Here is a 14,207-nt window from a genome sequence, read left to right on the forward strand (position 1 = left end):
TTTGTGAAAAAAGTGATAAAAATCAAAACACCAATGCGCACCGCAGAGCCCGCAAAAAAGAACGAAACACACCCCAACCATTCATACAAAAACCCCCAAGATAAGAAAGCCCCAGCCCATCAAGCGACCTCGAGCGCCAGGAGCGGCGACATGAAAAACGCCAACGACGGAATCGACGCGGCACGCCGCGACGTGCTGATCCTCGGTCGCGATCTGATGATCGTCGCGCCCGCCACCGCCATGGCTGCACCCGCCGCGCTCGCCGCACCGGAACTGCCGAAGCCGCCGGTGCGATCGAAGGTCTCGTTCACGGTGAACGAAAAAGCGCACACGCTCGAGCTCGACACGCGTACGACGCTGCTCGACGCGCTGCGCGAGCACCTGCGTCTGACCGGCACGAAGAAAGGCTGCGATCACGGCCAGTGCGGCGCGTGCACCGTGATCGTCGACGGCCGCCGCATCAATTCTTGCCTCACGCTCGCGGTGATGCACGAAGGTTCGAACGTCACGACGATCGAAGGCCTCGGCGCGCCGGGCCGGCTGCATCCGATGCAGGCCGCGTTCGTCCGGCACGACGGCTATCAATGCGGCTACTGCACGCCGGGTCAGATCTGCTCGGCCGTCGCGATGCTCGAGGAGGTGCGACAGGGCATACCGAGCCACGTCAGCGTCGAACTGACGGCGCAGCCGCAACTGACCGCCGACGAACTGCGCGAACGCATGAGCGGCAACCTGTGCCGCTGCGGCGCGTACTCGAACATCGCAGAAGCAATCACCGAAGCTGCCGGGAGCCGCGTATGAAAGCCTTCACGTACGAACGCGCGCGCACACCCGCCGAAGCCGCGGCCGGCGCCGCCGGCAATGCCGGCGCGAAGTTCATCGCGGGCGGCACGAACCTCCTCGATCTCATGAAGCTCGAGATCGAAACGCCCACGCACCTCATCGACGTCAACGGCCTCGCGCTCGACAAGATCGAGGCGACGCCCGACGGCGGCTTGCGCATCGGTGCGCTCGTGCGCAATACCGATCTTGCCGCCGATACGCGTATCCGGCGCGACTACGCGCTGTTGTCGCGCGCGCTGCTCGCCGGTGCGTCGGGACAGCTGCGCAATCGCGCGACGACCGCGGGCAATCTCCTGCAGCGCACACGCTGTCCGTATTTCTACGACACCGACCAGCCGTGCAACAAACGCCTGCCGGGCAGCGGCTGCGCGGCGATCGGCGGCTACAGCCGGCCGCACGCGATCGTCGGCGTCAGCGACGCGTGCATCGCGGCGCATCCGAGCGACATGGCCGTCGCCATGCGCGCGCTCGACGCCACGATCGAAACGGTGCGTCCGGACGGATCGACGCGCCGCATCGCGATCGGCGAGTTCTACCGGCTGCCCGGCAAGACGCCGCACGTCGAAAACGTGCTCGTGCGCGGCGAGCTGATCACGGCGGTGACGCTGCCGCCGCCGCCGGGCGGCACGCACGTGTATACGAAGGTGCGCGACCGCGCGTCGTACGCGTTCGCGCTGGTTGCGGTCGGCGCGATCGTGCAGCGCGACGGTACCGGGCGCGTCGCGCTCGGCGGCGTCGCGCCGCAACCGTGGCGCGTCGAGGCGGCCGACGCCGAGCTCGCGAACGGCGCCGCGGCGGCGACGCGGCGCCTCCTCGCCGACGCGAAGACCACGCGCGACAACGCGTTCAAGGCGACGCTGGTTCAGCGCGCGCTCGACGCGGCACTCGCGCAGGCAAGGAGCGCGTCATGAAGTTCGACCAGCCCGCTACCACGAACCCGATCGATCGTCTCGCCGTGGTCGGCCATCCGGTCGACCGCATCGACGGTCCGCTCAAGACGACCGGTACCGCGCCATATGCGTACGAACGCCACGACGTCGCGCCGAACCAGGCCTACGGCTATGTCATTGGCGCTGCGATCGCGAAAGGCCGCATCGCGTCGATCGACACGAGTGCGGCGAAGCGCGCGCCCGGCGTGCTCGCGATCGTCACAGCGGCGAACGCCGGCAAGCTCGGCAAGGGCAAGCGCAACACCGCGCCGCTGATCGGCGGTCCGGCGATCGCGCACTATCACCAGGCCGTCGCGCTCGTCGTCGCCGAGACGTTCGAGCAGGCGCGCGCGGCGGCGAAGCTCGTGCGCGTCGACTACGTGCGCGCCGGCGGCGCGTACGACCTCGCCGCCGCGCAATCGTCGGCGGTCAAGCCGAAGGAAGAAAAGCCCGATACGGCGGTCGGCGATTTCGCCGGCGCGTTCGCCGCGGCGCCGGTACGGATTGACGCCACGTATACGACGCCCGACCAGTCGCACGCGATGATGGAGCCGCACGCGTCGATCGCCGCGTGGGACGGCGACAAGCTCACGCTGTGGACGTCGAACCAGATGATCGACTGGGGCCGCGGCGATCTCGCCGCGACGCTCGGCATACCGAAGGACAACGTGCGCATCGTTTCGTCGTACGTCGGCGGCGGCTTCGGCGGCAAGCTGTTCGTCCGCGCCGACGCGCTGCTCGCCGCCCTCGGCGCGCGCGCGGCGGGGCGGCCGGTCAAGGTCGCGCTGACGCGGCCGCTGATGTTCAACAACACGACGCACCGGCCCGCGACGATCCAGCGCATCCGCATCGGCGCCGACCGCGACGGCAGGATCGTCGCGATCGGCCACGAAAGCTGGTCGGGCGACCTGCCGGGCGGCGGTCCCGAGGTCGCGGTGCAGCAGACGCGGCTCTTGTACGGCGGCGCGAACCGCATGACCGCGATGCGTCTTGCGACGCTCGACCTGCCCGAGGGCAACGCGATGCGCGCGCCGGGCGAGGCGCCGGGCCTGATGGCGCTGGAGATCGCCGTCGACGAGATGGCCGAAAAGCTCGGCCTCGATCCGGTCGAGTTCCGCATTCGCAACGACACGCAGGTCGATCCGGAAAAGCCGTCGCGGCCGTTCTCGCAGCGCCGCTTCGTCGAATGCCTGCGCACCGGTGCCGAACGCTTCGGCTGGAGCGCGCGCAAGAAGCCCGGACAGATGCGCGACGGGCGCTGGCTCGTGGGCCTCGGCGTCGCCGCCGCGTTTCGCAACAACCTGCTGACGAAGTCGGCGGCGCGCGTGCGGCTCGATCCGCAAGGTGTCGTGACCGTCGAAACCGACATGACCGACATCGGCACCGGCAGCTACACGATCATCGCGCAGACGGCCGCCGAAATGCTCGGCGTGCCGCTCGCGAACGTCGTCGTGCGGCTCGGCGATTCGGCGTTTCCGGTGTCGTGCGGTTCGGGCGGCCAATGGGGCGCGAACAACGCGACGTCGGGCGTCTACGCCGCATGCATCAAGCTGCGCGAGGCGATCGCGGCCGCGCTCGGCATGAGCGCCGACGCGGAGTTCTCCGGCGGCCACGTGAGTGCCGGCGATCGCAGCGTCCCGCTCTCGCAGGCGGCGGGCGAGCAGGGGCTCGTCGCCGAGGACGCGATCGAATACGGCGATCTCGACAAGCGCTTCCAGCAGTCGACGTTCGGCGCGCATTTCGTCGAAGTGGGCGTCGACGCGGCGACCGGCGAGGTGCGCGTGCGCCGCATGCTCGCGGTCTGCGCGGCCGGGCGCATCCTCAATCCGAAATCGGCGCGCAGCCAGGTGATCGGCGCGATGACGATGGGCGTCGGCGCGGCGCTGATGGAAAACCTCGCGGTCGACGTGCGCCGCGGCTTCTTCGTCAATCACGATCTCGCCGGCTACGAGGTGCCGGTGCACGCCGACATTCCGCACCAGGAGGTCGTCTTCCTCGACGAGACCGATCCGGTCTCGTCGCCGATGAAGGCGAAGGGCGTCGGCGAGCTCGGTATCTGCGGCGTCGGCGCGGCCGTCGCGAACGCGATCTGCAACGCCACCGGCGTACGCGTGCGCGACTATCCGATCACGCTCGACAAGCTGCTGGCGAAACTGCCGGCGGCGGTGTGATGCCAAGGGGCCGGCGCTCGCCGGTGGAACGGGCATCGAAACGCCGCTACGCTCCGGTCATTCCAGCCGCGATACGAGCGAGCCCGCCATGGACGAACAACGTCGCCTTGCCGTACTGGTGGATGCCGACAACGCGCAGCCGAGCGTGATCGGCGCGCTGCTCGAGGAGGTGGCCAAGTACGGCACCGCGAGCGTCAAGCGCATCTACGGCGACTTCACCAGCACGCGCATGAACCAGTGGAAGCAGGCGCTGCTGCGCTTCTCGATCAATCCGGTGCAGCAGTTCGCGTATACGAGCGGCAAGAACGCGACCGACAGCGCGCTGATCATCGACGCGATGGACCTGCTCTACACGCGGCGCTTCGACGGCTTCTGCCTCGTCACGAGCGACAGCGATTTCACGCGCCTCGCGCAGCGCCTGCGCGAGGAGGGGCTCACGGTCTACGGATTCGGCGAGAAGAAGACGCCGGATGCGTTCATCCAGGCCTGCGACAAATTCATCTATACCGAACTGCTGCGCGACGGCAGCGAGGCCGAAGCGCCACCCGTCGACGCGAAGAAACCGGCGAAGAAGCCGAAGCCGCCGGCGAAACCCCCGACGGCGAGCGCGCCCGCCGACGCGGCGACGCCCGCGTCGCCGGCAAAGACGCCGGCGCCGCAGCCGGGCGAGGCATCGGCGATCCCGCTGCCGCAGGACGCGCCGCTCGCGCTGATCCGGCGCGCGGTCGAAGAGGCGTCCGACGAGCGCGGCTGGGCGAATCTCGCGGCCGTCGGCGCCTATCTGACCAAGGTCCGTCCGGACTTCGATCCGCGGCTCTACGGCCATCGCAAGCTCAGCGACCTGCTCCGGTCGCTGGACCGGTTCTTCGCGATGGAAGATCGCGGCAGCGGCCCCGCGAAGACGATCTACGTACGCGCGGCAGGGCGCCCGGAAGGCGTTGAATAATTCGTAATTTGCGCAGCGCGTCCGGCCGGATCGCGAGGATCCGGCCGGCGCGGACGCCGCTAGGGAATCGCCTGCTCGAACCCGTTCGCGAAGATCGCGTCGGGCGCCGGTTCCGGCACCGCGATGAAGCTGCCGACGTTGAACTCGCCGACGCGGCCGAGGCCGGCGATCGCGCCGTGGTTGTTCACGGCCGCGCCCTTGAGCAGGTACGGAAACGTCTTGCCGCCGTCCGACTGCGCGAGGATGTCGTAGGCCGTGCCGTCGACGTAGACGAACGCCTTGAAGCTCAGCGTCAGGAAATTCTGCGCGCGGCCGACGATCGTGCCCGTGTCGTTGATGCCGAACGCCGCGCCGGTCGAAAGCCCGAGCAGCGCGCCGGGAATCGCCGTGGCGGTGCCGCCGGCGAACGTGACCGGCACCGACTTGCCGTTGCCTTCCACGTCCATCTCGCCGACCGCGACGCCGGTCTCGTTGACGTTGTGCGCCATGCTCGGCACGTCGTCGACGCCGTCGGCGATCGGCGCGAAACCGGGCATGCCCGCCTGCGCCGTCATCGCGTGCGTCGCGCCGAAGATCAGGTTCCAGCCGCCGACGAGCTTTCCGGCATTGCTGACGGCCGACCAGTAGGCCTGCGTCCCTTCGCCGTGATCGGGCACGCCGTCGGCGAGGCCGCCGGCCTGGGTCCACGTGAACGCGCGGAACGCGCCGTCGTGCGAGGCGAGGCCCACGACCGTGCCGTTGTCGTTGATGTCGGCCGGATTGAGCTTGACGGCCTGGTCGTCGCCGATGACGGTGTAGTTCGCGAGGTTCGCGGCGTTCCACAGCATCGCGGTCGTCTGCGCGCCGTCGTCGGTGATCGTCGAGGCGTAGCCGACGATCTGCCCGATCTCGTTGATCGCCGTCGCCTGCGCTTCGGCGCGATCGGCCGGACGCGGCAGCGTGGTCGCCTGCGTGCCGTCGAACAGGAACGCCTGGGTGGCGCCGTCTTCGGCCGAGATGTAGTAGCCGACGGCGAGGCCCGCGTCGTTGATGTCGGCCACATAGACGTCCGACGCGCCGGGAATCTCGATCGGAACCAGATGGTAGTGCGGCGCCTGGCCGGCGGCGGCGGTGCCGGCCGCGAGCGCGGCGAGAACGGCGACGGACAGGCAGCGGGAACGAACGTGCATGGATCGGAAGCCTCGTGCGATGGAAGGGACGGCGCCAACGCGGACGCGTCCTGCGAGGGTGTGCAACGCGTACGTCGGCGCCATTCGGATCGCGCTCGAATGCCGCTCGAATCGCGTGGCGCGATCGTGACGAGGCGTTACGGGGCCCGTACCTGCGCCGTTTTCGGCGGCGCGACGAGCTCGCGCGGTATCGCGCGTTCGCCGGCGAGGCGGCGCGTGGTCGCGAGCGCCGCCTGCCACGCGTCGCGGCGTCCCTGCGCATGGGCGACGCGCAGGCCGGTCAGCGCCGCGTCGTAGTCCTCTTCGGCCCACAACGCCACCTGGCTCGCAATCGCCGCGGCATCGGCCACGCGCTGCCGCTCGATCAGGAATGCGACATAGTCGTCGGCGACGCGCAGCAGCGTCAGCGGCACGCCCTGCGCCTGCGCGAGCGCGAACGCCGCCTCGAACTGGCGTGCGGCATCGTCGTGGCGGCCGGCGGTCCAGGCGCGATTCGCGGCGGCGGTCTGGCGCAGCGGCGTGCGCGCGTTCGGCGACGGGCCGCCGGCCACGGCATTGCCGGCCGCGCTGTCCGGTGCGGCGTCGGCGACGGCGAGGTCGCGCGCGATGCGCGATCGCAGGAGTTCGATGTCGGCGCGGATCAGATCGCTGTCGGCCGACGCGAGCGGTGCGAACGGCGTCGGCGCGAGCGCGGCGAGCGCCGCGGCGCCATGGCCGCGGCGCCAGTCGAGTTCCGCGCGCAGCAGGCGGATGCGTTCGACCTCGGAGACGTCGGCCGGGCGCGCGTCGTTGCCGGGGTCGTCGAGCAGTTCGGCCGCTTCGTTGTGGCGGCCCTGCTGCAGCAGCTGCTCGGTCCGGTACAGCCGCAGCGACAGCCGCGAATACGGGCTCGGCACGCGCGCGCGCTGCGTCCACGACGCGTCCATCGCTTCCCACGCCGCGGCGTTCTTGAGCTGCGCGCGCCGCGACACGGACAGCAGCTGCAGCTGGCCGATGCGCTCCTGCACGAGGCCGAGCGCTTCGAACCGCGCGATGGCCGCGGCGAGGTACGGCTCGGCCTGGGCCGGATGCGCGCGCAGGAGTTCCATCGCGCCGATGTTGCCGTCGACGCGCGCGACGCCGCCTTCGTCGCCCGCGCGCGCGAAGCGGTCCCGCGCGATGCCGTAGTCGAGCAGGGCGCCGGCGTAGTCTTCGAGCGAGGTGCGGCTGACGGCACGGCCGTTGTGCAGGCGGCCGGCCAGCTGATCGTCGCCGTGCGCATCGCCGGCCTCGTCCAGCGACGCGATGCCGTCGCCGAAGAAGCGGCCGGCCTGCGCGTACTGGCCCGAGCGCACCGCGATCATGCCGCGCGGCGCGAGGAGCCGCGCGCGAAACACGCGGTCGTCGCCGGCGCGCGCGAGCAGTTCGTCGAGCGCCGTGCGCGCGTCGTCGAGGCGGCCGGCCCTGATGTCGACCTCGGCGAGCTGCAGACGCAGGCGCGGTTCGTCGCGCGCGAGCTGCGCGTCGGCGCGCAGGATCTCGCGCGCGGCGTCGGGTTCGTTCGCGAGCAGCGCGGCCTGCGCGCGCTGCAGGGTTTCGGCGACGCTTTCGGTATCCGCCGCCGGCGGCGGCACGCGGCCGAGCGCCGCCGCCAGGCGGTCGGCCGCGCCGCGCAGCGCGCCGGTCGGCGTGGCGTCGTCGAACGCGACGCGTACGCGCGGCCCCGCGGCCGTCCCCGCGCCGGCGGTCGCGTACCAGCGCGCGCCGCGCGGTTCGATCGCGCCTTCGATCACGAGCGTGTCCGGCATGGCCTCGCGCAGCGCCGCGCCGTCTTCGCGTTTCGCCCCATGTTCTTCGTCCAGCCGGCGCAGCAGGCCCAGGGTCTGCTCGCTCGGCTGCACGACGAGGCCGCTGCGCCGCAGGCGGTCGGCGACGAGATCCATGCCGCCGAGGCGCAGCCAGCGCTCGTCGGTGTTCTGCGCCGCCAGCGGCAGCACGATCGCACGCCCGGAGAGCGGCGCCGGGGCGGCGGTTTCGCGGTTCATGAGCAACGACGCGAGCACGGCGACGGCCGTGACGGCGAGGACGGCGGCAAGCCTGCCGGTGCGGCGCGTTCGAATGGGCGCCGGTGTCGTTTCGACGGTCGCTGCCGCAGCGGCGTTCGGCGGATTCGCAGCGGCGTCGATCGGGTTCGCGGGGGCGGCTTCGACGCGCGCGTCGCCGTCGTCGACGCTCGTCGCCGCGACCCAGTGATAGCCGAAACCCGGCACCGTGCGGATCGCCCATTGCGACTGGCCGTCGTCGTCGAGCGCGCGGCGGCATTGCACGATCAGCTGGCCGAGCTGGACGTCGGACGCGGCGCCGTGATGCCACAGCGCGCGAATCAGCTCGTCGCGCCCGAGCGCGCGCTCGCGCGCCTCCACCAGAAGCAGCAGGCACGCAAAGGCGCGCGGCGGCAGCGGCACGCGCTCGCCGCCCTTGTGCAGCTCGCGGGCCGATGCGTTGAGTCGGTATCCGTTGAAACGATAGACGAGCGATTTCATCGAGCGGCAGTTTCGCGGGCCTTGCACCCGTGCCCGCGGCCGATTCTACGCGACGCGGCGCCGGCCGCCGCAGGCACCGTTGTGCCGCACATCGCGCTTTTATTGTTCCGATTGTCGAAAGGCTGACTGCCGAATCGCGTGGATTCTGCCGAAAGCCGGTAGAGCCTAGATTGACGGCACGCGGCAGGCATCCGCCGCCGCATCCAACTACGAGGCCATCATGGACACCCAGAAAGTTGTGGACACCCAGAAAGTCGCCGTCGTCACCGGCGCGTCGCAGGGCATCGGCGCGGCGCTGGTACAGGCGTTTCGCGAGCGCGGCTATCGCATCGTCGCGACGTCGCGGTCGATCCGCCCGAGCGGCGATCCGGACATCGCGACGGTCGCGGGCGACATCGCCGATCCCGCGACGGCCGAGCGCGTCGTCGCCGAGGCGCTGTCGCGCTTCGGCCGTATCGACACGCTGGTCAACAACGCAGGCATCTTCATCGCCAAGCCGTTCGCCGAGTACACCGCCGACGACTTTGCCGCGAAGATCGCGACGAACCTCGCCGGCTTCTTCCACGTCACGCAGCGCGCCGCGACGCAGATGCTCGCGCAGGGCTCGGGCCACATCGTGAGCATCACGACCAGCCTGACCGATCACGCCATCGCCGGCGTGCCGACGGCGCTCGCGAACCTGACCAAGGGCGGCATCAATTCGGCGACCAAGGCGCTCGCGATCGAATACGCCGCGAGCGGCATCCGCGTGAACGCGGTTTCGCCGGGCATCATCGCAACGCCGATGCACGCGCCGGAAACCCACGCGTTCCTGGCGGGCCTGCATCCGGTCAAGCGGATGGGCGAGATCCGCGATGTCGTCGACGGCGTGCTGTATCTCGAATCCGCCGCGTTCGTGACCGGCGAGATCCTGCACATCGACGGCGGCCAGAGCGCCGGGCACTGAAGAAGGAGAGCGACATGCCGATCGTCAATATCCAGGTGACGCGCGAGGGCACGAGCCCCGAGCGCGACGCGATCACCGCCGAGGAAAAGGCCGCCGTGATCGAAGGCGTGAGCCGGGTGCTGCTCGACGTCCTCAACAAGCCGCTCGATTCCACCTTCGTCGTCATTGAAGAAGTGGATCTCGACAACTGGGGCTGGGGCGGACTGCCGGCGCTCGAGTTTCGCCGACGGCGCGCCGCCGCGGGAAAATGACCGTAGCGAGCGAGTTCAGTCGAGCTCGTCCGCTTCGGCGGAGAGCCGCGCGAACGCCGTGCGCAGCCGCGGGGCCGCGAAGTCGACGAATGCGCGAACCTTCGGCACGGCCAGCCGGCCCTGCGGCATGACGAGATGCACGGGGAGCGGCGGCGGCTCGGCGTCGCGCAGCACGACCGCGAGCGATCCGTCGCGGACGCGCTCGGCGACGTGATAGCTGTACAGGCGCGTCACGCCGGTGCCGTCGACCGCCGAGGCGAGCGCCGCGCGAACGCTGTTGACCACGAGCCGCGCGCGAAAATGCACCGTGCGCGGCACCGTGCCGCCCGGCAACGGCGGAAAGATCCAGGTGTCGTGGCCGAAATGCGTCGTCGTGACGATGCGGTGCGCCGCGAGGTCGGCCGGTTCTACGATCGGCGGGCTGCCGGCGAGATAGCGCGGCGATGCCGCGACGACGCGCCGCACGTCGCCGCCCACGCGCACGGCGACGAGCGACGAGTCGGGCAGTTGCGCCACGCGCAGCGCGACGTCGAAGCCCTCCTCGACCAGGTTGGCGTGGCGGTCGAGCAGCACGAGGTTGGCCGACACCGCGGGAAACGCTTCGAGATACGCATCGACGATCGGACGCAGGATTTCCTCGCCGCTGATCGGCGGCGCGCAGATCGTCAATGTTCCTCGCGGCGCGACGCGTGCGTTCGCGATCGACAGGTCGGCTTCCTCCAGGTCGGTCAGCACGCGCCGGCACGCGGCGGCATAGCGTTCGCCGACTTCGCTCAGCCGCAGCGTGCGCGTCGTGCGATGCAGCAGTTCCGCGCCGACGTGGTGCTCGAGAAACGCGATCGCGCGGCTCACGGCCGCGGGCGAACGGCCAAGCTTTCGTCCGGCCGCGGCGAGGCTGCCCTCGTCCAGCGCGGCGACGAACACTTTCATCGCTTCGATTCGGTCCATTGCGGGCTTCCGGCGAAGTGTTCGTTTGTCAGTCGGAGACGATGCGGTTGCGCCCCTGCTGTTTCGCGTTGTAAAGCGCGGCGTCGGCGCGGCGCAGCAGTTCGGCCGCCTCGCGCGAACTCTCGGGGAACGTGGCGACGCCGATCGAGGCGGTCACGGCGCCGAGCTTTTCGCGGCGATGGTAGACGTCCAGCGTCTCGACGGCGCCCCGGATCTGTTCGGCGCGCGCGCGTGCGCGCTCGGCGTCGACTTCCGGCAGGATCATCGTGAATTCCTCGCCGCCGTAGCGGCACGCGATGTCTTCGGCGCGGCAATGCGCCTGCAGCAGGCGACCCGCGTGCGTCAGCAGCGCATCGCCGCCGTCGTGACCGTGGGTGTCGTTGAACCGCTTGAAGTGATCGAGATCGATCATGAGCACCGACAGCGCCTTGCCGACGCGGTCGCAGCGCGCGAGTTCGCGCGTCAGCGACTCTTCGAGATAGCGGCGGTTGTACAGGCCGGTCAGCGGATCGCGGATCGACTGCGTGCGCAGCGAATCCTGCAGACGCAGGTTCGACAGCGCGAGCGAAAGCTGTTCGACCGCGGCCACCATGACGTCGCGCTGCGACGCCGCCGGTGCGCGACCGCACGAAAAGTTCGCCAGCCCGAGTATTTCGCCGTGCGCCACGAGCGGTATGCAAATCGACCACGCGCTCGCGTCGTCGATCGCGCTCACGTGCGCGCAGCGTACGCCGTGCCCGACGTCTTCGGACTCGAACGGCTGGCCGCGCCGCAGCGCCCAGCAGTCCTGCGGCGGAAACAACGCGGCGGTGGACGCCGCGGGACGTCCCCAGGTGCCGATGGATTCGGCGAGGTCCTGAGATGCGCGGATCAGGTACACCGCGCTGCCGCAGTCCGGCAGCAGGCGGTCGATCGCCTGGCGCGAGACGTCGATCGCCTCGCCGACGCTGCGGCAGCTCTGCAGCATGCCGGCATAGCGGCTGAGCTGTCGCGTGTGGTCTTCGCGCAGCGCGAGCTCGTGCACGCTCTTCGTCAGTTCGGCGTTGGCGCCGGCAGTCAGCGCTTCGGCGCGCCGGCGCTCGCGCACTTCGACCAGGAGACGCCGCGCGACGAGCCAGAACAGGATCAGCCCCACGCCGAGCCCGGCAACGGTCGACAGCTCGAGCGTGCGCGCGTTCGTTTCCGACAGCGTCACGCGCCGGCTCAACAGATCGCGCTCCTGCGCCGCCATCGTCTTGTGCAGCTCGCGAATCCGGCCCATGAGGTCGATGCCGGCACCGGCCGCGACCATCGAGCGCGCCTGATCGAAGCCGGACGTCTTGTAGGTCGTATAGGTTTCGAGCGACGCCTGCAGGCGCTTTTCGACGAGATCCTGAAGCTGCGTCGCGCGAGCGGCCTGCTCGGGATTGTCGGCGACGAGCCGCGCGACGTTCGCCGCGGCCGTGCGCGCGGCGGGCAGGTTGGCGAGGTATTCCTGTTCGAGCTCGACGCGGCCGGTCAGCAGAAAGCCGCGCTGGTCGGCCTCGACGTCCTTGACCGTCGCGTAGACGTGTTCGAGCGCGGTGATCACATCGTGCGTGTGCTCGACCCACGTGCTGCTCGACACGAACTGGCGCGCGCCGCGAATCACGAAGATGCCGACCGACAGCAGCAGCGCGGCGGTCAGCAGCAATCCCGCCATCACGCGGTTGCGCAGGTTCCGGTTCACTCGCGATTCTCCGTCATGACCCTCGCGGTATTGTTTTGGATTCGTGCCGCCGGCGGAATACGGCAGGCCCGTTTCACGGGTCGAGGGTATCAAGTACCTCGACCGGCGGGGCGGCCCGAAGAAGGGCTGGCGGTACGCATATCGGCGAGTAGACATGCGGACCGACGCACGGTGTTGCGCCGCGCGCATCAATCCGTGGTCAAGGGCCGGTGTCGCGGGGCAGCGCTCTCAGCGGACCGCCAGCGTCCAAGCCGCGCCGATCGACGCCGTCGCCGCCAGCGTCCACGCCATGCCCCGGCGCAGAACGAACATGGCCATCAACGCGAACAGCACGAGGACGCCGGCGAACGGATCGAACGTCGTGATCTCGGGGATGTCCGCGTGCAGCCATCCCCAGCTGACGGCCGTCGTCCGGCGAAACACCGTGTGCAAGGCGAACCAGATGCCGAGGTTCATGATCACGCCGACGACTGCCGCCGTGACGGTCGACAGCGCGGCCTGCAGACCGCGATGGTGCCGCAGCGCTTCGATCCACGGGGCACCGAGAAAATCCACAAAAAGCACGGCACGAACGTGACCCACACCGTGACGAAGGATCCGAGAACGCCGGCCGCCAGCGGCGACAGGCCGATCTGGTGCTGATAGGCGGCCTGGAACGCGACGAACTGCACGACGAGGATGAGCGGACCCGGCGTGGTCTCGGCCAGGCCCAGGCCGTCGAGCATCTGGCCGGGCGTCAACCAATGGAAATCTTCCACAACGCGCTGGGCCACGTAGGCCAGCACGGCATAGGCGCCGCCGAACGTCACCATCGCGGCCTGGCTGAAGAAGACGCTCTGCCGGGCAATCACCGCGTCTGCGCCGAGCCAGGCCGTCAGGCCGAGAACGGGCGCGATCCAGAGTATCGACGCGACCGCGACGACGACGCACGCACGGCGCACCGACGGTTGCGTGTGCGTCAGTTCGCCGCGCGCCAGGGCCGCGTCGACGACGTGATCGGTATCCGGTCCGGCCCGGATCTCGGCAGGGATCGGAAACGCGGCGGGCGCGAGATGCCGGCCGACGACGCCGACGCAGGCCGCCGCCAGCACGATCGCCGGGAACGGGACGGCAAACGCGTAGATCGCGACGAACGCCGCGACGGCGACCAGCACCATCGTGCGGTTCCGCAACGCGCGGCGTCCGATTCGCAAAACCGCTTCGACGACGATGGCGAGTACGGCCGCCTTGAGACCGAAGAAGAGCGCCGCGATCAACGGAACGTCGCCCGCCGTCGCGTAGAGCACGCTCAACGACAGCATGACGAGGCAGCCGGGCACGATGAAGAACAGCCCGGCGGCGAGGCCGCCCGCGGTTCGATGCATCAGCCAGCCGATGTAGGTCGCCAGCTGCTGCGCTTCGGGTCCGGGCAGCAGCATGCAGTAGTTCAGTGCGTGCAGGAATCGCGACTCGCTGATCCAGCGACGCCGCTCGACGAGTTCCCGGTGCATCAGCGCGATCTGCCCGGCCGGGCCGCCGAAGCTCAGGCAGCCGATGCGTGCCCAGACGAGGAGCGCGTCCCGGAAGCTCACGCTCGCCGGGACGGGGTTGGCTTGGTCGTTCACGGCAACGATTCTCCCGAGGCTTCGCGATCGCGCCCGGCCGCCGGCATTGTCGCATCGGCGTTCGGTATCGCGACCGTCCCGGCAGAGAAGTCGATCGAGAAACGAGGCCGGTCCTGCGCATGGGCGAACCCACCCCGAACCTCGCCGGCGTGCCGCTACTCGACGGCCCG

General features: G+C 70.0%; 12 protein-coding genes. 6 read left to right on the top strand and 6 right to left on the bottom strand.

Annotated elements, in window-relative coordinates; translation table 11 throughout:
* The first annotated feature begins 150 nt into the window (after positions 1–150).
* The 4 genes from paoA to OD750_RS26925 all read left to right on the top strand — a co-directional run bounded on the left by paoA (position 151) and on the right by OD750_RS26925 (position 4,889).
* Positions 151–801 (top strand): aldehyde dehydrogenase iron-sulfur subunit PaoA, encoded by a 651-nt coding sequence (gene paoA, locus OD750_RS26910; protein ID WP_263542540.1) that lies wholly within the window; start codon positions 151–153, stop codon positions 799–801.
* Positions 798–1,754 (top strand): FAD binding domain-containing protein, encoded by a 957-nt coding sequence (locus OD750_RS26915; RefSeq protein ID WP_263542539.1) that lies wholly within the window; start codon positions 798–800, stop codon positions 1,752–1,754. The genes paoA and OD750_RS26915 overlap by 4 nt, the downstream gene beginning before the upstream one ends.
* Positions 1,751–3,943, top strand: a complete 2,193-nt coding sequence (gene paoC / locus OD750_RS26920; protein ID WP_263542538.1) for an aldehyde oxidoreductase molybdenum-binding subunit PaoC — start codon at positions 1,751–1,753, stop codon at positions 3,941–3,943. Before OD750_RS26915 ends, paoC begins: the two co-directional genes overlap by 4 nt.
* 88 nt (positions 3,944–4,031) lie before the next feature.
* Positions 4,032–4,889 carry an NYN domain-containing protein gene (locus OD750_RS26925; protein WP_263542537.1) on the top strand — a complete coding sequence of 286 codons (858 nt, stop codon included), beginning with the start codon at positions 4,032–4,034 and terminating at the stop codon, positions 4,887–4,889.
* Positions 4,890–4,948: 59 nt separating this feature from the next.
* Here the strand turns inward: OD750_RS26925 and OD750_RS26930 are convergent, their stop codons facing one another.
* Both OD750_RS26930 and OD750_RS26935 read right to left on the bottom strand, forming a co-directional pair.
* Complete coding sequence (locus tag OD750_RS26930) at positions 4,949–6,058, bottom strand: DUF3466 family protein (protein ID WP_263542536.1); 1,110 nt, start codon at positions 6,056–6,058, stop codon at positions 4,949–4,951.
* Between the two features lie 137 nt (positions 6,059–6,195).
* Entirely contained in the window at positions 6,196–8,580 is a 2,385-nt protein-coding gene (locus OD750_RS26935; RefSeq protein ID WP_263542535.1) for a winged helix-turn-helix domain-containing protein, read from the bottom strand.
* 220 nt (positions 8,581–8,800) lie between these two features.
* On the opposite strand from OD750_RS26935, the gene OD750_RS26940 reads away from it, so the two are divergent.
* Both OD750_RS26940 and OD750_RS26945 read left to right on the top strand, forming a co-directional pair.
* The gene (locus OD750_RS26940; protein WP_263542534.1) at positions 8,801–9,526 is read left to right on the top strand and encodes an SDR family NAD(P)-dependent oxidoreductase; all 726 of its coding nucleotides are present in this window, start codon (positions 8,801–8,803) and stop codon (positions 9,524–9,526) included.
* Positions 9,527–9,540: 14 nt separating this feature from the next.
* The gene (locus tag OD750_RS26945; protein ID WP_263542533.1) at positions 9,541–9,777 is read left to right on the top strand and encodes a tautomerase family protein; all 237 of its coding nucleotides are present in this window, start codon (positions 9,541–9,543) and stop codon (positions 9,775–9,777) included.
* A gap of 15 nt (positions 9,778–9,792) precedes the next feature.
* Here the strand turns inward: OD750_RS26945 and OD750_RS26950 are convergent, their stop codons facing one another.
* The 4 genes from OD750_RS26950 to OD750_RS26965 form a co-directional block, all read right to left on the bottom strand.
* Positions 9,793–10,725 (bottom strand): LysR family transcriptional regulator, encoded by a 933-nt coding sequence (locus OD750_RS26950; RefSeq protein WP_263542532.1) that lies wholly within the window; start codon positions 10,723–10,725, stop codon positions 9,793–9,795.
* Positions 10,726–10,753: 28 nt separating this feature from the next.
* Entirely contained in the window at positions 10,754–12,433 is a 1,680-nt protein-coding gene (locus OD750_RS26955) for a diguanylate cyclase (protein WP_263542531.1), read from the bottom strand.
* Positions 12,434–12,661: 228 nt separating this feature from the next.
* Positions 12,662–12,889: a hypothetical protein gene (locus OD750_RS26960; protein WP_272842198.1), complete on the bottom strand. Its 228-nt coding sequence runs from the start codon at positions 12,887–12,889 to the stop codon at positions 12,662–12,664.
* A 2-nt stretch (positions 12,890–12,891) separates the two neighbouring features.
* Complete coding sequence (locus tag OD750_RS26965) at positions 12,892–14,037, bottom strand: chromate transporter (RefSeq protein WP_272842199.1); 1,146 nt, start codon at positions 14,035–14,037, stop codon at positions 12,892–12,894.
* Positions 14,038–14,207 lie beyond the last annotated feature (170 nt).

This window comes from Tahibacter soli (genome assembly GCF_025717065.2).
GTDB lineage: Bacteria > Pseudomonadota > Gammaproteobacteria > Xanthomonadales > Rhodanobacteraceae > Tahibacter > Tahibacter soli.

Excerpts from the sequence above, each read along its gene's own strand:
- paoA (WP_263542540.1), top strand. The coding sequence starts at position 151 with ATGAAAAACGCCAACGACGGAATCGACGCGGCACGCCGCGACGTGCTG.
- OD750_RS26915 (WP_263542539.1), top strand. The coding sequence starts at position 798 with ATGAAAGCCTTCACGTACGAACGCGCGCGCACACCCGCCGAAGCCGCG.
- paoC (WP_263542538.1), top strand. The coding sequence starts at position 1,751 with ATGAAGTTCGACCAGCCCGCTACCACGAACCCGATCGATCGTCTCGCC.
- OD750_RS26925 (WP_263542537.1), top strand. The coding sequence starts at position 4,032 with ATGGACGAACAACGTCGCCTTGCCGTACTGGTGGATGCCGACAACGCG.
- OD750_RS26930 (WP_263542536.1), bottom strand. The coding sequence starts at position 6,058 with ATGCACGTTCGTTCCCGCTGCCTGTCCGTCGCCGTTCTCGCCGCGCTC.
- OD750_RS26935 (WP_263542535.1), bottom strand. The coding sequence starts at position 8,580 with ATGAAATCGCTCGTCTATCGTTTCAACGGATACCGACTCAACGCATCG.
- OD750_RS26940 (WP_263542534.1), top strand. The coding sequence starts at position 8,801 with ATGGACACCCAGAAAGTTGTGGACACCCAGAAAGTCGCCGTCGTCACC.
- OD750_RS26945 (WP_263542533.1), top strand. The coding sequence starts at position 9,541 with ATGCCGATCGTCAATATCCAGGTGACGCGCGAGGGCACGAGCCCCGAG.
- OD750_RS26950 (WP_263542532.1), bottom strand. The coding sequence starts at position 10,725 with ATGGACCGAATCGAAGCGATGAAAGTGTTCGTCGCCGCGCTGGACGAG.
- OD750_RS26960 (WP_272842198.1), bottom strand. The coding sequence starts at position 12,889 with ATGAACCTCGGCATCTGGTTCGCCTTGCACACGGTGTTTCGCCGGACG.